17 protein-coding genes are annotated in these 19,165 nt (G+C 48.3%); 5 read left to right on the top strand and 12 right to left on the bottom strand.

Translation table 11 applies throughout. The features are described 5' to 3' along the window. Positions 1-511 precede the first annotated feature (511 nt). From NO352_RS02445 to NO352_RS02425, 5 genes are all read right to left on the bottom strand, one after another. Complete coding sequence (locus NO352_RS02445) at positions 512-1,561, bottom strand: Gfo/Idh/MocA family protein (RefSeq protein ID WP_289354853.1); 1,050 nt, start codon at positions 1,559-1,561, stop codon at positions 512-514. 39 nt (positions 1,562-1,600) lie between these two features. Then, entirely contained in the window at positions 1,601-2,320 is a 720-nt protein-coding gene (locus NO352_RS02440) for a ThuA domain-containing protein (protein ID WP_268621093.1), read from the bottom strand. Positions 2,321-2,474: 154 nt separating this feature from the next. Further along, positions 2,475-3,443: a sugar phosphate isomerase/epimerase family protein gene (locus NO352_RS02435; protein ID WP_289354852.1), complete on the bottom strand. Its 969-nt coding sequence runs from the start codon at positions 3,441-3,443 to the stop codon at positions 2,475-2,477. Between the two features lie 59 nt (positions 3,444-3,502). Next, positions 3,503-4,585, bottom strand: coding sequence for a Gfo/Idh/MocA family protein (locus NO352_RS02430; RefSeq protein ID WP_268594120.1), 1,083 nt, complete (start codon positions 4,583-4,585; stop codon positions 3,503-3,505). Between the two features lie 93 nt (positions 4,586-4,678). After that, positions 4,679-5,446: a sugar phosphate isomerase/epimerase family protein gene (locus NO352_RS02425; RefSeq protein ID WP_268621096.1), complete on the bottom strand. Its 768-nt coding sequence runs from the start codon at positions 5,444-5,446 to the stop codon at positions 4,679-4,681. Positions 5,447-5,651: 205 nt separating this feature from the next. On the opposite strand from NO352_RS02425, the gene NO352_RS02420 reads away from it, so the two are divergent. From NO352_RS02420 to nagA, 4 genes are all read left to right on the top strand, one after another. Further along, positions 5,652-6,521 (top strand): AraC family transcriptional regulator, encoded by an 870-nt coding sequence (locus tag NO352_RS02420; RefSeq protein WP_005547179.1) that lies wholly within the window; start codon positions 5,652-5,654, stop codon positions 6,519-6,521. A gap of 155 nt (positions 6,522-6,676) precedes the next feature. Then, the gene (locus NO352_RS02415) at positions 6,677-7,534 is read left to right on the top strand and encodes a MurR/RpiR family transcriptional regulator (protein ID WP_163978770.1); all 858 of its coding nucleotides are present in this window, start codon (positions 6,677-6,679) and stop codon (positions 7,532-7,534) included. 8 nt (positions 7,535-7,542) lie between these two features. Beyond that, the gene (gene nagB, locus NO352_RS02410; protein WP_005547177.1) at positions 7,543-8,271 is read left to right on the top strand and encodes a glucosamine-6-phosphate deaminase; all 729 of its coding nucleotides are present in this window, start codon (positions 7,543-7,545) and stop codon (positions 8,269-8,271) included. Further along, on the top strand, positions 8,264-9,442 hold the full coding sequence (nagA, locus tag NO352_RS02405; RefSeq protein ID WP_289354851.1) for an N-acetylglucosamine-6-phosphate deacetylase: 1,179 nt from the start codon (positions 8,264-8,266) through the stop codon (positions 9,440-9,442). The genes nagB and nagA overlap by 8 nt, the downstream gene beginning before the upstream one ends. 276 nt (positions 9,443-9,718) lie before the next feature. Here nagA and NO352_RS02400 read toward each other — a convergent pair whose 3' ends face one another. Together NO352_RS02400 and NO352_RS02395 are read right to left on the bottom strand one after the other, a co-directional pair. Next, a complete protein-coding gene (locus NO352_RS02400; RefSeq protein WP_005547175.1) occupies positions 9,719-9,943 on the bottom strand; it encodes a helix-turn-helix domain-containing protein in 225 nt (74 codons plus the stop codon). 245 nt (positions 9,944-10,188) lie between these two features. After that, on the bottom strand, positions 10,189-11,031 hold the full coding sequence (locus NO352_RS02395; protein ID WP_289354850.1) for a YhcN/YlaJ family sporulation lipoprotein: 843 nt from the start codon (positions 11,029-11,031) through the stop codon (positions 10,189-10,191). 319 nt (positions 11,032-11,350) lie between these two features. Between NO352_RS02395 and NO352_RS02390 the strand changes: the two genes are divergently transcribed. Then, a complete protein-coding gene (locus NO352_RS02390; protein WP_289354849.1) occupies positions 11,351-12,361 on the top strand; it encodes a ketoacyl-ACP synthase III in 1,011 nt (336 codons plus the stop codon). A 97-nt stretch (positions 12,362-12,458) separates the two neighbouring features. On the opposite strand, the gene NO352_RS02385 is transcribed toward NO352_RS02390, so the two are convergent. The 5 genes from NO352_RS02385 to NO352_RS02365 form a co-directional block, all read right to left on the bottom strand. Next, a complete protein-coding gene (locus tag NO352_RS02385) occupies positions 12,459-13,505 on the bottom strand; it encodes a DUF4340 domain-containing protein (protein WP_289354848.1) in 1,047 nt (348 codons plus the stop codon). After that, entirely contained in the window at positions 13,502-14,887 is a 1,386-nt protein-coding gene (locus NO352_RS02380; RefSeq protein ID WP_289354872.1) for a GldG family protein, read from the bottom strand. The genes NO352_RS02385 and NO352_RS02380 overlap by 4 nt, the downstream gene beginning before the upstream one ends. Before the next feature lie 6 nt (positions 14,888-14,893). Further along, complete coding sequence (locus tag NO352_RS02375) at positions 14,894-15,601, bottom strand: ABC transporter permease subunit (protein WP_005547168.1); 708 nt, start codon at positions 15,599-15,601, stop codon at positions 14,894-14,896. Beyond that, positions 15,594-16,538 carry an ABC transporter ATP-binding protein gene (locus NO352_RS02370; protein WP_289354847.1) on the bottom strand — a complete coding sequence of 315 codons (945 nt, stop codon included), beginning with the start codon at positions 16,536-16,538 and terminating at the stop codon, positions 15,594-15,596. The genes NO352_RS02375 and NO352_RS02370 overlap by 8 nt, the downstream gene beginning before the upstream one ends. Before the next feature lie 251 nt (positions 16,539-16,789). After that, positions 16,790-19,120, bottom strand: a complete 2,331-nt coding sequence (locus NO352_RS02365) for a histidine kinase (protein ID WP_289354871.1) — start codon at positions 19,118-19,120, stop codon at positions 16,790-16,792. Between the last annotated feature and the right edge of the window lie 45 nt (positions 19,121-19,165).

Here is a 19,165-nt window from a genome sequence, read left to right as displayed (position 1 = left end):
CGTTCACCTTGCTTTTCCTTGATCAGATTATACGAACATGTTCGGTTTAGCGCATTAATAGCCATTACCTAGTCCTCGAGACGCATTGCCGCTGTCTTCATAAGTGATCTTTCTTATGAATATGCGTTAACGAGCCATTCTGCGGCGCACCGCAATCATCATGCAATGATCCCCGCTCAATGCGGTCAGTGTGTATTCATCCGTATAGAATGGTTCGCACTTTAAAAAGATTGCATCATTTCAATTCTTCAATCCTTTTCAGGATGCCATACTTCCCCCTCCAGTGTCCACCCTTGACGCGAGCCAATGAATATCCTCTTCTGATCCAGCCTGCTATACAGCTTGGAACTCAGAAGTCTATTGTTCCATGATGCATTCTCCATTTCGATGATAAAGCTTAATGCTGCAGGCATCTCGCACTAGGATGTGCCCGCTGTACGCAAAAAACCTGAATGGCGAGGAAGCATGAGGCTCCCTTGCCATTCAGGTTGCGTTAGCAAAATGAATGAAATTACAGTCTAATTTCTCGGCCAAGCTCCGCCGATTCATAAATCGCATTCAGGATGCGAATCATATCTACACCTTGTTCTGGAGTAAATATAGGCTTCGCTTTGCCTAAGATGACGTCAACAAAATGATCAACATTTTCCTTATGTCCCGCTCCGTCTGTGAAACCTTCCGGCTTCATATTCATATGCTTGCCTGCTGCGACAGTGAACATTTGAAGCTCATTGTCATGCAGACTAAAGCCCGCTTCTGTCCCGCGCAGCTCAAGGAACGATTGCTCCTTCTCAATATGAGAAGCCCAGCTTACCTCAAGCTGAAGCGTCGCTCCATCGTCAAACCGGATAAATCCAGTCGCCAAGTCTTCTACATCGAACGTATCCCGACTGGCAGCAGGCGCTGCCTTATCCATGAAATGGCGGTATGTTGCTCCTGATACAGATACAGGCTTCGGATTGCCCATCAACCAAATAGCCAAATCGATCATGTGCACACCCAAATCAATGAGCGGGCCTCCCCCAGATTTCGATTTGGTCGTGAACCAACCGCCTGCACCTGGGATGCCTGATCTGCGAATCCAACCGCAGCGTCCCGTATACAACTGACCCATCTGGCCTTCCTCAATATACTGCTTCAAAAATTGGGAACGAGAACGGAAGCGGTTATTGCGCATTACCATCAGCACTTTGCCTGATTTCTCGGCAGCCTGCTGCATGCGAAGCGCATCTTCCGGGTTTGTCGCATCCGGCTTCTCGCAAAATACATGCAGCCCTTTCTCTAAAGCAGCAATTGCAACAGGCGCATGCAAGTAATTCGGGGAGCAAATATCTATAATATCCAGTTCCTCGCGTTCAAGCATCTCCTGCCAATCCTCATAAATCCGAACCTGACCAATGTGATCGGCAACTTCGCAGGCAGATGGCTTGTGCGGATCGCACACAGCGACGATCTGGACATGTGGATTTGAGAGAAATGCGGGCATATGCGCCCCACGGAATATGTTCCCTGCCGAAACGACTCCGACGCGTAATGGTTGTGTAGAATCTATTGATGTCATGTTAAATACCCACTCTTTCTTTCCTAAATTGCGAAATGCTTAATTCAAAGGCTCTAACGGCTGTGCATTCCCATACTTCGGATAAGGACGCTCCGACGGCTTCGCCCATTTCACTGCATTTGCGATTACACGACGAATCTGCTCATTGTAGTAAGTTGGATATGTCTCGTGTCCTGGACGGAAATAGAACACTTTTCCCATACCGCGGTTATAACAGCATCCGCTGCGGAATACTTCCCCGCCTGTAAACCAGCTGACGAATACCAGTTCATCAGGCGCTGGAATATCGAAATGCTCTCCATACATTTCTTCGGCTTCTAGCTCAATATATTCCCCAATGCCTTCTGCAATCGGATGCCCAGGAGATACGACCCACAGCCGTTCTTTATCATTCGCCTCGCGCCATTTCAAATCACAGCCGGTGCCCATAAGCTTCTTGAAAATCTTCGAAAAATGTCCGGAATGGAGCACAATCAGTCCCATCCCGTGGAGCACGCGTTGATAGACGCGCTCAACAATCGCATTGTCCACCTCGTCGTGTGCCTTATGCCCCCACCAAATTAACACGTCGGTATCATTCAATACTTCCTCCGTTAAACCGTGCTCAGGCATATCGAGCGTTGCGTAGCGCACATGAAACTCCTGACCCAGTCCTTCGCCGATAGCTGTATGAATTCCTGTCGGATAAATGTCAGCCACCGTTTTGTTGTGTTGTTCATGTCTGTACTCATTCCAGATCGTTACGTTTTGTTTTGTCATCGCTGCATGCTCCTTTGTAGTCGAATCGTCCATTCGATTATATAAATCCATGAACAGACATTTGCTATTGTTCGTAAAGCAAAACGCATCTCCCTAACATCCCCTTATGGACGAGAACGAGGAAGATGCGATGCATGTACACCTTATTTCTCGATTATACCCACCACATCTCGCCAAGCGGTTCCTTCATCAGAATTGGCTTCAAATTCTCAACTGCCTTCGTGAAGCCTTCATCAACCGACATTAAGCCGTCTTCATGCTCAATACTGACAACATAGTCATAGCCTACAAGACGGAGAGCACTAATTATATCCGCCCATGTCTTCATATCATGACCATAACCGACCGTGCGGAACTGCCAAGCGCGATCCAACATCATCGTATAAGGCTGCATGTCTGTAATCCCGTGCTTATGCACGTTCACAGGATCAATTGTCGTATCCTTCGCATGGAAATGATGAATCGCATTTGACTGCCCTAATATGCGGATCGCTTGAACAGGATCGATGACCTGCCACCACATATGGCTTGGGTCAAGGTTCGCTCCAATCGCTTCGCCTGCTGCCTCACGCAGACGGAGCATAGTGCCTGGAGAGTGAACCGAGAAGCCGCCATGCAGCTCAAGTCCGATTTTCAAGCCGCGTTCAGTTGCTAGCTTGCCAACCTCTGTCCAATAAGGAATGACCTTCTCATTCCATTGCCAGTCCAAAATTTCCTGATAGTCATTAGGCCATGGCGCTACCGGCCAGTTCGGGTACTTCGCGCCCTCATGGTCGCCTGGGCAGCCGGAGAAGCCGTTCACCACCGGCACATCCAGCTTCGCAGCCAAATCCAGCGTAGCGATGAAGTCGTCATGATATTGCTTTGCAATATCCTTCTGCGGATGCAGTGGATTGCCATGACAGCTCAATGCGCTAATCGTCAAACCACGGGAAGCAACTGCTTCCTTGAAAGCCTTGAGCTTCGCATCGCTAGCCAGCAGCTCATGCGGATTACAGTGCTTGTTGCCCGGATAACCGCCAGTACCGATCTCTACTGCCTCTACGCCTTTGGCCGCTACCGTATCAAGCGCCTCTTCCAAGGGCAATTGTCCGTACAATACTAAGAATACACCTAATTTCATAACCGTTCTTTGCCTCCTTCGGTTCTCAGTAAGCTCGCCTTCGTTGTCTTCTTACCGATTTAGTCAAAGTAAATTGCTTTGCCGGTGCGGGAAGATTCGTAAATCGCTTCAAGAATCTCCGAAACCACGCAAGCTTGCTCAGGCGTAATAATTGGTGTCTTATCATTGTCAATCGCGTCGATCCACATGCGCATCTCTACATCTGGCGGATTCTCAGAAGCACCCTCATAGAAATCAACGCCGCCAGCGTTCAGCTCGAATTTTTGTTCATACAACTGGCCATACTTTTCGCCATTAATAGACAGACCATCATTCATGTCCGCTCCGCCTTCTGTACCGCAAAGTGTGCACTTCGCTTCAATACCGGAAGTCACGTTCAGCGCCCAGCTTGATTCCAAAATAATGGTCGCGCCGTTTTTCATCACGATCATACCAAATGCGGAATCTTCTACCGTGAATTTTTCTGGATCCCACGGCCCCCAAGCGTTTGCTGCATTCTCGCGGCTGCTCAGCTTATGGTAAGCTTTGCCGAGCACAATATGCGGCTCATAGTTGTCCATCATCCACAATGTCAGGTCGAGCGAGTGGGTACCGATGTCGATAAGCGGACCTCCGCCTTGCTTCTCTTCATCCAAGAATACGCCCCATGTGGGAACCGCACGGCGGCGGATGGCATGTGCTTTAGCAAAATAGATGTCGCCAAATGTGCCGTCTTCACACAATCTCTTCAAGTAGCGGCTGTCGCTGCGGAAACGGTTGTTATATCCGACAGTCAGCTTCTTCCCCGTCCGCTTTGCCACTTCAACCATACGGCGTGCATCTTCTGCCTTCTTCGCCATTGGCTTCTCGCACAGAACATGCTTGTCGCTCTCCAAGAAAGCGATCGTAATTTCAGCATGAGAGTCGTTCGGCGTACATACGTGCGCGATGTCGATGCTGTTATCTTTCAAAACTTCTTTATAATCCGTATATATTTTCGCATCTGCCGTGCCGTATTTCTCTTTGGCTTCTGCCGCGCGCTCTTCAATGATGTCGCAGAATGCTACCATTTCCACATTGTTCAGCTTCGCCAGACTTGGCATATGCTTGGCATTCGCAATGCCGCCGCATCCGATGATTGCAATTTTATAAACCTTGGACATGAATCCATTCCTCCCAGAAAAGTGAATTAAATTGATATAAGATAAAGAATTTATCGTTCTATTTGTAGAGGCACGCACCTCTTGAAGTTCGTGTTACAGCCCAAGATTGTCCTTAATCCATTCACGGCTGCCGCGCACGCTATCAAGCGGAGCGCGCTGACAATCATCCTGCTCGACAATCAGCCATTCCGTTCCTGCTGCACGTGCAGCCTGTGCTACAGCTACCAGGTCGAGTTCGCCTTGACCAAGCTCCATCGTCATTGGATTGCCATTGTCATCATACTTCAAATCCTTGTAGTGAATGAAAGGAACACGGCCTGAATACTGATTGATGATCTCGAGCGGGTTATATCCGCCATGCTTCACCCAGCATACGTCCAGCTCAGTGAACAGCTTATCTCCGGGCAACTTGCCAAACAGCAAGTCAAATACGGTTTCATCCCCGATTTTCGCTTCGAATTCATACCCGTGATTGTGATAGCCCAGCTTCATCCCATGAACTGCAAGCCGTTCAGCGACAGCCTCAAGCTTGCTTACTGACTCATTCAATATGTCTTCATCGGCCTCATGCAGCTTCGGGATACCTGGACAAATGATGTTACGGTTGCCAATAGCAAGATTCATTTCAATCTGCTCATCCAAATGATCTGTCAATTGCTCGATGCTGACATGCGAACCTGCTGCCTTCAAGTTCAACCGCTTCAGTTCGCTGGCCAATTGCTCTGGCGTCAATCCACCGTAACCTGCAAATTCCACTCCCTCATAGCCCATAGTTGCCACTTGCTCCAGCGTTCCGATAAAGTCTCTGCCCATATCGTCGCGCAAGGTATAAAGCTGCACTCCAATTTTCAATGGATCCACCTCATTTTGTGTATGAATCTTTATGAAAGATAATGATATCAAGTTGTTTTTTGAAAAGGTTTTCAATGAGCTGACTTCATTGTGCCACATTGCAAATTGGGTGTGAATGAAGGATATCCTTTTAACATGAACAATCTTGCTATCTTTGCTATACTCTTTGTAAAAGAAGCGAGGATTCTGAATTATAGGCACCGCGGAGGAAAATATGACTGAACCTGCTGTCAAACAAGAAGAATTTACAATTATGTACTCTGGACATGCCAGACACACCAAGCCATTCACGCTCGGCATACCGAAGCTGGAGCATTATCTCATTCGGATTCAGCTAGAGGGCAATGCCCATGTTTGGCTTGATGAAAGATATGTCGAATTCAAGCCTGGCGATATGCTAATGCTGGCTCCAGGCAGCCACTATGACTTAAAGATTGGTTATCGCCAGCCTGAAACTGGCGTTCCCCATAAAAAGGTTCATAGCCTGGACTATTATTTTATCTTAAATGGGCCTTGGATACAGGAATGGTGGAATCAGATGAAACCGCTCGGAAAGGCAGACATCGGAATCGATGATCGCCTCCTTTCCATTTGGCGGGAGATTATGCAGGAGCAGCGTTTGTACGGAAGCCACAACATGAACGATATTGTTAAACACCTAAGCTTCGCGTACTTCCGCATGCTGGAGCGAACACTGAATGAGCGGGCACATCCCTCCTATTTGAATCGAAATCGAACAGAGCAGGTCGCCCATCACATGAAGCATTATATTGAGATGAATGTAACCGAGCCGTTCACCCTGCAAAATGTTGCAGACCGTGTCCAGCTCAGCGTCTCGAGAGCCTCTCATATTTTCAAAGAAACGTTCCATCAATCCGTCATGGATTATGCCATTCAACTCCGATTGACGATGGCATGCGAGCGGATTCTGCACGGATATATGCCGCTGGAGCAGATTGCTGAAATGTGCGGATTCCAGAGCTATTCGTACTTCCATCGTACCTTCAAAAATCGTCTTGGCATCGCCCCAAGCGATTTCCGAGAACAGCGTCAATTGGACAACCATGCCGAATCAGGCAAGTGATTAGGGCAAGAGTTGTGAGGAAATTGTGGTATTTTGCATAACTTCCTTGTGTTTCTGCTATAGATTGACTATGATGATATTGAAATTATTTTCATGATTATGAGATTTATCACTAAAATTATTTTCACCATATTGATGTAAGAGGATGATTGTTTTTGTCTAGCATATTGCACGCGATTCGGCAGCAGGTTCAGGATTTCCATCCGCAGGAGCGCAAAGTGGCGGACTATATTTTGCAATTTCCGGGTAATGTAGTGACGATGGGCATCACGGAGCTGGCTGAACAGTCCGGCACTTCACCCGCAACCGTCACTAGATTTTGCAAATCCCTTCATTTTCGGGGTTATCCGGATTTCAAAACGAAGCTGGCAGCCGATATGGCACAGCAATCCACTCCACTCTCCTATCAGGACATTATCGCAGGCAATCCGCTGCGCGATATTGTTACGGCCATCGAGTCCAATCATATTCGCTCGATATCCGACACGACGCGGCTGTTAGACATGATCACACTGGAACGTGCCATGCGCGCCTTCCAGGCGGCAAGACAGATCGATCTGTACGGGATGGCGACATCCGGCATTGTAGCCTTGGATTTCTATCAGAAGCTGATTCGCGTAGGCAAGCGTGCAACCTGCTTCTCTGACCCGCATATGCAGATTACATCTGCCGCCAATTTGAATGAGCAGGATGTGGCGTTCGCCATTTCCTATTCCGGAGAAACACCAGAAACGATTGATGCCTTGCAATGCGCGAAGGAGCGCGGAGCGACGACTATCTCACTTACGAAGGTCGGCGCCAACCGCCTAGCATCCCTGGCCGATATTAATTTATCCGCCTCCTCCTTGGAGGAGGGCATGCGCCGAGGCGATATGGCTTCACGCATCGCACAGTTGCACATCATCGATATCTTGTTCGCCGGAATGGTTAGTGAGAAATTCGATGATCATATTCCGAAGCTTGAGCAGTCGTATCGCATGGTACGCAAGTACCGTAAAGATAAAGGGAGGTAAACCTACTAATGAACATCTTGACTTTCCAAACGAATGAAGAATTGAACCAAATTGGTGCAGGCATCATTGCAAGCCTGGTTCAAACGAAGCCAAACGCCGTTCTCGGCTTAGCTACAGGCAGTACGCCAATCGGCATCTACCAAGAGCTGATTCGCTTGAATGAGAAAAAGCATGTTAGCTTTAAAAATGTACGTTCCTTCAATTTGGATGAATATGTAGGCCTTCCTGAAGGTCATCCGGAATCATACATGTCGTTCATGAACAAGCAATTGTTCGACCATATTGATATCAACAAGGACAACACTCGTGTACCGAACGGAAATGCAGCTGACTTGGAGCAAGAGTGCAAGCAGTATGATGAGATGCTCGCTGACGCATCTATCGATCTTCAATTGCTCGGCCTCGGCCACAATGGCCACATCGGCTTTAACGAGCCAGGCCAAAACCTGCATGCAGGTACACATCTCGTACAATTGAAGGAAGAAACGCGACAAGCAAACAAACGATTCTTCAATTCTATTGATGAGGTTCCTACCCAAGCGGTAACCATGGGTGTAGGATCGATCCTGAAGGCGAAAATGATTATGCTCGTCGTTCGCGGTGCGGACAAGGCGGACATTGTACATCGTGCGCTTAAAGGCCCGGTTACGACTGAAGTACCGGCATCGCTCTTGCAAACTCATCCGAATGTAGTAGTTCTGCTTGATAAGGAGGCTGCACAACATTTCCATGGCTAATTCAACATTTACCTTAACCAATGCAAATGTCGTAACACCGAACGGCGTATTGTATGATGGAGTCGTTCGGGTAGAAGATGGTCTGATTTCCTTTATTGGAAAGTGGTCGGAATTGCCACAGCCCGAGCAAGATGCTTGGGGCAAGGAAAGTGTAGACGCTAAGGGCGGCTGGGTGCTCCCTGGCTTTATCGATTTGCATATTCACGGAGGCTTCGGCGCAGACTTCATGGATGCTAACGCTGAAGCCTATAATAAGATTACGAAGTTCCATATGGAGCATGGTACAACGGCTATGCTTGCTACTTCCATGACACAATCTCATGAAGCATTGGATCAGGTTATGGCAGCCGTTGATGCTTATATGAAGCAAGGTATGAAATACACTCAACTGGCAGGCGTTCACTTGGAAGGCCCGTTCGTGAATCCGAAGTACAAGGGAGCGCAGAACGAAATCTACATGATCGACCCTCAAATTGATTGGTTCGAGGATTGGCATGCACGCTTCCCTGGATTAATGAAGCAGGTCAGCCTTGCTCCTGAGCGCGCCAACGCCACAGAAGCCATTCGCTGGCTGCGCGCTCACAACGTAAATGCTGCAGCCGCGCATACGGCCGCAACGTACGACCAAGTAACAGCCGCAGCAAATGCAGGCTTGAATCAAGCGGTTCATACCTTTAACGCCATGACGCCGATTCATCACCGCGATCCAGGTGTAGCAGGCGCTGTGCTGACAGATGACCGGATTACAGCTGAGATCATTTCTGATGGCATTCACGTGCATCCGGCTTGTATCAAAATGCTAAGTCGTACGAAGACTTCCGGCAAGCTTGTAATGATTACAGATGCTATGTCTGCAGCAGGTATGCCAGATGGCCAGTATGACCTAGGCGGCCTCGCGGTAACGATGAAGGAAGGCGTATGCCGCCTGACTGAGGGCGGTTCGCTCGCCGGCAGTACGCTTACGATGATTCAAGCTGTCAAAAATATGATTCAATTCACAGGACTTCCGCTGCATGAAGTATCGCGTCTTGCAAGCTTGAATCCTGCGAAGCAAATCGGAATCGACAGCTTTACCGGCAGCATCGAAGTTGGCAAACAAGCTGACTTAGTATGGACAGATGCTGATTTGAATATCGAACGCGTATGGGTGAAGGGCAGCACTCATATGTAAGTTATTTTTAGAAAACAAGCCTATAGGAAAAAAAGATGGCTTCCCGATCGATGCGCATCATCGTACTTCGGGAAGCCATTTGTTGATTGCAGGGCATGACCATCGGAACAAAAAATAAAGCGTATGGGCCACGATGCTCGTTCTACTGCAGCATGGATATACGCTCGAATCTATCCGAGTCTGTCATTCGGACCTACTCTCAGAGAACCTTTCTTCCCACATCAAGCGATATGTTCCAGAAGGCTGAATTGTCAGGGCGATGGGCTTAGCTTATTGTTAGATTTTTAACTCCCCAAGCTTGATTAGCTCGACAACCGCTTGCGAACGACCTTTTACGTTCAATTTCTGCATCACATTCGAAATATGATTTCGAACGGTCTTCTCACTGATGAATAACTGCTGCGCAATGTCACGGGTCGTTTTGTCCTGAACTAATAATTCAAAAACTTCGCGCTCACGATTAGTCAGTAGAAACTTATTTTTGTGATCGCTACCCTTCAAGTGTCACCCCTCCTTGCCCGAGTTTTTGTAATTTAACAAGGTTAAGGGATACAGTCAAATTTATACTATGAAGGGTCATTACACTTGGTGCGGTACTGCTCAAAAATGGGCTTACTTATGTGGTGGAAAGATGCATTTCACGTATAATTCCGCTTGCATGACGAATGCTAAGCCTTATGTGCGAATATGTAAACAGGACTCCGTCCTCAGCAGTTGTGAGGAATGAAGTCCGTTCGGAACGAAAATTAGCGAGTTCCTGGTGCCATGTTATGAATGCGAGTCGGTTGATTGTAAGATTGGCTCGCAGCATTTGTTGGGAACAAACGGTACACCAGTTCTTGGAACTCATTAGTAAACCCTGCGATTGGATGTCCGGCAGCCGCTTGCTTGCTGTAATCATTCATGCGGTTGACGAAGTCTGGATTCGCAGATACATACACATTATTACAGTTCGGAGCTTCTTTCTTCACAACGTTGGCAATATGTTCTTTGACTGAAGCAGGCATATTATCATTTCCAGCAGGTGTGCCGTCATACGTACCCAAGTTCCCTGCAGAGTAAGGACCTTGCCCATGGCCGGCTGGGAAGCTTTTGCTCTTCATGCCGGATGTTGTGTGATCCGTAACGACCGCCACATAAGCATTATTATTGTTCGTCAACATAACATGTGCCGACTTTACGCCCTTGACAGATGTCAGTTTTTTCGCAATCTTTTGGTTCATTTCCATCTTATTTACCGAATGAGCTCCATAGCGGCCTCCATCCATACGATTGAAGCCGTCCGTACGATTGAAGCCGTCCATTCGATTGTAGCCATAGTTGCGATAAGTACCGTTGCCGTAGTTGTAGTTGTTAGAACGGTAACCGTCTGGGCCGAAATCATTGCTGTAAGAGCGCAAACCGTCGCCTTGGAAGTTCGTATTGTAACGGTTCACATTGTAACGATGATCCGTTCCAAGTGGATTTATGCCATCATAATTATGCTGGCGCACACTCTTCGTGGACATATTTCTATTTCCACAACCTGTAATCCCCATTGTCATCACTAATGCTGCCGTCAACGTTAGCAGAACTGCTTTTGCTTGCATCAATGTTCCTCCTTGTTCAGTTCATAATTGGGGTGCCACCAACTTTAGCATGCGCCGACGCTCTAATGTTATGCCGATAGGTTTTTCCGATAATTCCACTCCTTGACTTTCATCATGAAGCTTTTAACAGAATGAGGAATGTTAGGATAATACTAATGAGAACAGAAGCTTGGATTGACAATAATTAACGTGAAACGTATTATTTTAGTATTAGGACATAGTACCAGGTACTAATTTTATTTCACAATTTCACAAGCCCTCATTATGAAACGGATTATTCAGCCTATACCCCATCATTGATTAGGAGAGGATATACCCTATGCAAACGGTTAAGCTTCATACGAAAGCCCAAATCACAGCTTTTGGTACCTTTGTGCCTGAACGCCGTTTAACGAATGAGGATCTGTCGCAAATGGTCGATACGAATCATGAGTGGATTGTTCAACGAACGGGCATGATTGAACGCCGTATTGTTGATGAAGGAACCTATGCCAGCGATCTTGCTTACGAAGCTGCTAGAAATCTCGCCGACACGTATCATGTTGATCTCCATACGGTTGATGCGGTGCTTGTAGCTACATCAACACCAGACGCCTTCTTCCCGAGCACGGCTGGCATCATTCAGGGTAGACTTGGCATTCCTCATGCAATGGCACTGGATATATCGAATGCCTGTGCAGGTTTTGTTAGTGCCATGCAATTGGCAATAGGACTCATTGATGCGGGCATGCATCGGAAAGTATTGGTGATTGGCACAGAGGTTCTGACCCGTACGGTTGACTATGCGGATCGCAGCACCTGCATCTTGTTCGGAGATGGGGCTGGAGCGATTCTTCTGGAGGCTGGCACTGCTGAGCAGCAATCTTGTTTCCTTGCTTCTGGATCATTGACGACAGGAGATTTAGGCGGGATATTGCATCGAAAGGCTGTCGCCGATCGGATTGGCGATGTAGAGATGAAGCCTGACAGCACTTTAGTTCAAAACGGGCGTGAAGTTCTGAAGTGGGCACTCCGCCAAGTTCCTGCAGGCATCCAAAAATTGCTACATGATACTGGATATACAGCAGAGCAAATTGATATCTTTGTGCCACACAGCGCTAATCTGCGGATGATCGAATCAATCTGCGAACGCAGTGGGATTCCGCTGGAGCGTACCCTCACAAGTGTTCAGTATTACGGTAATACATCCGCAGCCAGTATCCCGCTAGCCATCGCTGAGGGATTACGTGACGGACGTCTAACTCCAGGAGCACTCACCTTGTTGTACGGATTTGGCGGGGGTTTTTCGCAGTCGATATTACTGATGCGCTGGCCAGAATTACGGACGTGACCATTTGTGATTTCCCAGTTTCCCTACTAAAATGAATCCTGCACAAATAACCCGGCTATGTTTTTTCATAGCCGGGTTATTATAAAGTGCAACTACGCTATTTTGCTTTTTCCACTCTAGAGTCTATCCAGGCCTTGCATGTCTCGTCAAACGCATTCTTCGGAACAGCAAAGGCCCATGCTTCGCCCTGAGGGATGATCCATACCTTATCCCCTATTACATACCCTTCATAGCTCTTTTTCTCCGCTGAGCTGATCTCATCAGGCTTTAAGGACAGTTCGAGCTTCCAATCCGGATTGCGGGGTTTTCCGCCCAAAAGTTCTTTTTTTTGCTTCGGAAGCTCATTCGTAGACCAATCCCGAAACTGATTCATAAGCACAGAAGCCTTATCCTCCGTAATGGGCTTGCCCTGAAGCTGCCAATCCAGCTCGGTTTGCTCTGTCTGTTCAGCTTGATCGGATTTCCCCTCACCTACTGTAGTTGTATCCTGTTTTTTATCCGCTTGTGAAGGCTTGGATTCCTTCAATGGGTTCAATGTATAGGTCTTGCCTCCATAGCTCCACACGAACTGTTCTACACGTTCAAGCGGAAAGGTAATCGGCTCCTTCAGCACGAAATCATACGTACTCCGCTTCAGTCCCGACCATTCGGATTCCGAGACTTGATATACCTTGCCTTGATCATTCACCAAAGCGTAATAGGTGCCCGAAATCGGCGATTCATTGCCAATCTTGATCGTATACTTCGCTCCGTCTGCACCGATTGCCTCAAACGTCCATGCTGGCTGATCCAGACCGTATTTCTCTAAATGATCGGCCTGTTCCTCTACGACAGACTCTGCCTTCGCCTTCGTCAAAAGAGAAAGCCAATCCTGTACTGGATAAGTGTTGAGCGGATATGCGTTAGGCTCAGTCATCCCCCATTGTCCATTTTTCTTGTGAAACGATACCTTAGAGCCGTCTTCCGCTCCTGTTATTGTAAAAGAATTTACGTCCTGCTCCTGTAGCGATAAGAGCGACACGGATGTATCCTCCTTCTTACTACGGAAGAAATCATGAGAAGAAGCATACACATAGCCGACAATAAAAACGAGCACCAGCAGCAAGGTTGGAATAAGCTTCTTTACTTGCGTATTCTTGTTCATGCAGCCCTTCTCCTTCTCCACCATAATGCAGCTCCGATCCCTAACAGGAGTACAGGGAAGCCGATAACTGTCGTCCAAAGTATCGTTTTACCTTGCCCAGGCGTGAGATAGGCGATTTGGTACGCTTCATTTTCCCGTGGACGAATTGTCACTTGATCTTGATTGCCTTGCAGCCAGTTCATGCTGTTCAATGCAAAATCACGATTGCCCTGCGTATAGAGATTCTGATCCTCAACATAGCTGGAACCACCGACAATGACTGCCTTCGGCTTCCCATCTGTAGTCGTCACAGCTGCTCCCAATGTCAATGGGCCCGCAATATCCTTAGCATCACGCTCACTCCCCTCCTGCATAAGGCGAGGAATATCTGTTTCACCATAGGAGTTGGCAGAAGTCTTCAAGATAGGCTCCACCTTTAGCTTATCCGTTCCCACTGCATCCAAATGTAGGCCAAGTGTAAGCAGCGTAAGCAAATTATATTGCGACAACTTGGATGTTAATTCATGCTCTCCGTATTCAGGCACAATTGTAAATGGATCATACAGCGTGCTCTTCTTCGGCTCGACAGCGACTGCATGCTTGTTTGTCACACCTAGATGCTTCAGCAGACCATCGATATTTTTCCACGACTTAGCCATGTCCGGATTGAAGCCGAGCGCAATGTACAGTTTCCCTTTGTTGTCCACATATTGCTGCAGCAGCTTCGCTTCCTTGTCCGTTATATCCTTATTGGCTCCCAGCATCATGACAATATCCGCGTCTTGCGGGATTGCGCCCTCTCGATACAGGTTCAGTTCTTTCACTTGAATATTGTCCTCTTCCAGACTTGAGCGAAGTGCAGATAATTGCGATAACGGCAGTTCCTCATGTCCAGACAGTACGTAAGCTGTCGATTTATGATCATTGGTCAAGCTTCTTACTGCTTGCGTCATTTTTTCCTCACCGCTGAAACGATAAGCCCCGTATCCTTCACCACTGCTGAACATTTCATACAATCCCACCGTCTTGCGCTTCGTCCCGCGCTCGAACACAAGGGAGCTCCCTGCTAGCCCATATTGCTGAGCTAAGGATGGTTCCTTCATTAAATCAAGCTGCTCGAACGTAATATGCTTATTCCGCTTCGCATACTGCTCCGCCATGTCAGCAACCTCCCTAACAAGCACAGCATCATCCTGCGGCGTATAGAACAGCTTCAAATTCACCTTATCCTCGATCGAAGATAAAGCCGTAGTCGTTTGCTCGGACAGTGTAAAAGACTTGTTCTTCGTTACATCCCATTGCCAACCCGTCATCGATTGCAAAAAATAAGTCAACAACACAAATATTCCGAGAACGGCAGCCGATCGCACAACCGCATTCGTTCTTCGCAGCCATTTGTTCATCATTCGTTACCTCCACCGTTTTCTTTCAAGCACTTGGATGCTCAGCACAACGAACACAAGCGCAAGTGTTAGGAAAAAGAGTACGTCGGATCCATTCAGTACCCCTTTCATAAAGGATTGCAGCCGGTTGTTCATCGAAAAAGGAGCAATCCAATCGCCGACGGCAGATGACGATACGGAATCTAACAGCCAGAACATCAGCAGGATCACGAATGCGGCAATGGCAGTTACCATCTGATGCTCAGACAGTGCAGATGCGAATAAGCCAATGGATGCCATGGCAATCGTTAGTAGCAGCAGGCCAAGTACTGAAGTCATCAGCACAGGCATGTCCAATTTTCCAAAGAACGACATGACAAATGGATAGACCAAACTAAATCCGACCAGTACAACCATTAAGACACATGCCGCTGCATATTTGCCAAGCACAATTTCACTTATTCGCGCAGGTGAAGTGAGCAGCAGTTCATCTGTACCATGGCGGAACTCATCTGCGAATAGCCGCATCGTCAGCAGGGGGACGACAAAGATATACATAAAAGTCGTATTACCCGTTACAAGCCGGAAGTCAACGATACTCGGCTGAAACAACACAAAATTCAAATAGAACATAATCCCGGAAATCAGCACATACACCGCAAAGGCCGCATAGGATGTCGGCGATGTGAAATATGCAAGCATTTCTTTGCGAAATATCGCGCTACATCTACGCATCCCCAGACTCCTCCTCTGTCGTCAATCTTGTAAACACATCTTCCAGGCTTGTTGATTCCCGCTTCATTTCGAGAATTGGGAACCCTGCATTCGCCAAAGCAAAGAATAGGGCTTCCCTTACATCCGCCTGTTCTGTCGAGGTTATGCAAAGATGAACCTCTTGATCATGGCTTTCAGACTCAATATGAGCAATCTTCGGCACATTTGTTGCCGCATCTACTACCTCTGAAGCAGGGCCCTTCACGATTAGATGAAGTTTCGTTTCCTGACCTAGCGCCGCTCCCACCCGTTCAGGCAGTTCGTCTAGAACGATTTGTCCTTGGTGAATAATAATAACCCGGTTGCACAGCGCGTTCACTTCCGGAAGAATATGTGTACTTAGCAGTACCGTATGCTGCTCTCCCAACTCACGAATAAGCTGGCGTATCTCGACAATTTGGTTCGGATCAAGACCTGATGTGGGCTCATCAAGCACAAGCAGTTCCGGCTTATGAATGATGGCCTGCGCCAATCCCAGCCGCTGCCTGTATCCCTTGGACAGCCCACGAATAGTCTGAGTTTCTCTCCCTTGCAAGCCTAATCTGACTACCATCTCATCCATTCGTTTGCTTCGCTCCCGAACTGATACGCCTCTAATATCTGCTACAAAGCGCAAATACGACTTCACCGTCATATCTAGGTACAGCGGCGGCGTTTCTGGCAAATAACCTATCTTGCTTCTCGCTTGTTCCCCATGATCCGCCATGGAAATGCCATCAATCGAAATACTCCCGCTTGTCGGATGCAAATAACCCGTTATCATTCGCATCGTCGTTGTCTTCCCTGCGCCGTTAGGGCCGAGAAAACCCACGACTTCGCCGCGAGCCATAGAGAAGTCGATATGGTGAACACCTCGACGTTCGCTGTACAGCTTGCTGACGTCTTTCACTTCCAGCATCATAATCCCCCTTGTTCAGACTTGATACAAGGCGTACCTCGCCAGCAAGCATAAAGTACGCCTCTGTATGAATCGTTACTTCCATGTTATCGATCCAACTCTAAAGCAAGCTGAAAATAGGCTGAAAGGCAACTTAAAAACTTGTGTCTAATTTGTGAATAAAAAAATCATAGCCCGCTTACGGCTATGATTCATTCAGTTTATATGGGAAGCATGATCATCATACGCAGTTCCTGTAATTTTCATAGTCGTTATTTCGTTCGCAAATCCTCCCATTCAGAGAGGACGAGTACATCCATATGCCTTGCCTGGCGCATCAGTGCCTCCATTGCCCCCAGCCTGCCCCAGCGGCGGGAGCGGATTGGCATACCTACGATAATTTGACTGGCACGAAGCTGATCGGCCATTTGTACAGCCGACTCAGCCCATTTTCCTCGCGTCACTGCCGCGCGCTCGTGGAACGTACCTCCAAGCCGCTCGGTCAGTGCCCGCACTTCGGACATTTCCCTCTCCAAAACAACAGATATCTTGCGCTGCCCCCAGGGTGCAACCGGCAAATGAACGACATGCATGGGGGCCTTCAGGCGATGAGCAATCCGAAATCCATGCCGAACGAGTCCTTCTGGACGCACGTCAGGGCCAATGCAGACGAATATCACCTCTTGCCTCCGCCATGGACCGCGGAACAGTGCCCTTCGCTCCCACGATTCCAATCGCTCATCGACATCGTCAGCCACCTCTCGCAGCGCAAGCTCCCGCAAGCCGATCAGATTGGGAACGCGGAAGAAGTTCGATAAGGCTTGCTCTACTTTATCCGCCTTATAGATCAACCCAGCACGCATTCTTTCCTGTATCGTCTGGGGCGTTACATCTATTAATTGAATTTCACGCGCTTGCCGAAGCACGATATCAGGCACAGTCTCGCGCACACGTACCCCGGTCAAATGCTCTACCGCGTCATTCAAGCTTTCTAGATGCTGGACATTGACTGTCGTGACCACGGATATGCCCGCTTCGAGCAAGCATAATACATCCTCATAACGCTTGGCGCGCATACTTCCTGGTACATTCGTGTGGGCCAACTCATCAACGAGCACGACTTCGACATGAATGCGAAGCAGTTCTTCTGTATCCATCTCCTCCAGCATCTTGCCGTTATACGCAATACGCTTGCGCGGAACGATTGTCAGTGCTCCTACTTGAGACGCCGTTTCAGCTCTGCCGTGCGTTTCCAGCAGACCAATAACGACATCAACCCCTTGCTCAAGCAACCGATTGCCTTCTTGCAGCATATGATACGTTTTGCCTACGCCGGGTGCTGCACCAATAATCACCTTGAGCCTTCCCCGCTTCAAGCCAGCAGCCTTCTCTTGAATCCGCTGCTCCGTGACCCGCTTAAAAAGCGGCTCCGCCTCAGCCGATGCAGCTAGGCGAGCAGGCAGTATCCGCTCTCCTTTCACGAGTGAATGATCGGCGATCAGGAACAAGTCTGTCGTTTCAATGCGTCTTAGCAGCGCCCCAATTAGCGAGCCATTCCACCACTCCTGCCATCGTGTCTGACGAGAGTGGCCGAGTACAAAGCGCGTGATGCCATGAATCTTCGCATACTCAGCTAATGCAGCGGCCATATCGCGGCGAGAGCGCGAAGGAATCTCCTCCCATACCGCTTCAGTCTTCATGGCCATCTTCTTCAGAGAACGGCGAAAAGCAGCCTGCTCCGTCGTTAATTCCATATCCGGCTGAACAAAGGTCACAATATAAAGCTCCCCGTTCAACCGCTTAGCAATCTGCTGCCCTCTTCGAACATATATCGAGCCATTCCAGCCGAATTGCGCGAGAACAAGAATTCGTTCGGATGCCCCCGATGGCCCCATAAGCCCCAGCTCATTTCGATGCTGCTCCAGAGAACCGTTCACATGATCAGCCATCGTTCGCAGTGCAAGCTCACGCAAGATGCTGATTCGGCTGCGTTCTTCTGCCCGGTGCTTCCGCGAATGACCCTTGCCTCTAAGCTGCCCATACGTTCTGCGCTCCATTAAAGACTCCGCAGACACGTCAAGGAGGCGGACTTCGTCTGCCTCCTTCAACACCTCACTTGGTACGGTCCATTCGCTGACGACCCCTGTCATTTTCTTGGCCGCCGCTTGAACACTTTCATCTTCATAGGCATTCATCGTCGCAATGACACTGATGCCGCGTCTGAGCAATTCCCGCACATCCTCTAGCCTTGTAGGACGCAAGGCAGCCATTCGATTACGATGAGCCAGCCCATCAATTAATACAACATCGGGCATCCGTGCCGTAATCGCCTCCACATCGATATCGTATCGATGCAGACCATCCTTCTGCCATGCGATCATCGCTATTGCTTTAAGGGGAGGCTCTTCTCCGCCTGCATCCAATCCTACCTCAGACCATATCTCCTGTGTTGGCAGCGCTGTCCCATATACGACATCAAGCCCTTGCTTGGTGCAATTCCATCCTTCAAGCAGAAGCTGCGTAGTCTTGCCCGCTCCACTAGCAACGGCCATCAAAATACGGAGTCTCCCCCGCTTCATTTGCTCCAGCATGCGCAATATCATTTCTGGCGACTGCCGACGATATTCATCCCCTTCATTCACAGCCGA

Source organism: Paenibacillus sp. S-12 (assembly GCF_030363895.1).
In the GTDB taxonomy this organism is placed as follows: Bacteria; Bacillota; Bacilli; order Paenibacillales; family Paenibacillaceae; genus Paenibacillus_B; species Paenibacillus_B alvei.
The sequence above is the reverse complement of the archived record's forward strand: the minus strand, read 5'-3'. Positions and strand labels throughout refer to the sequence as shown.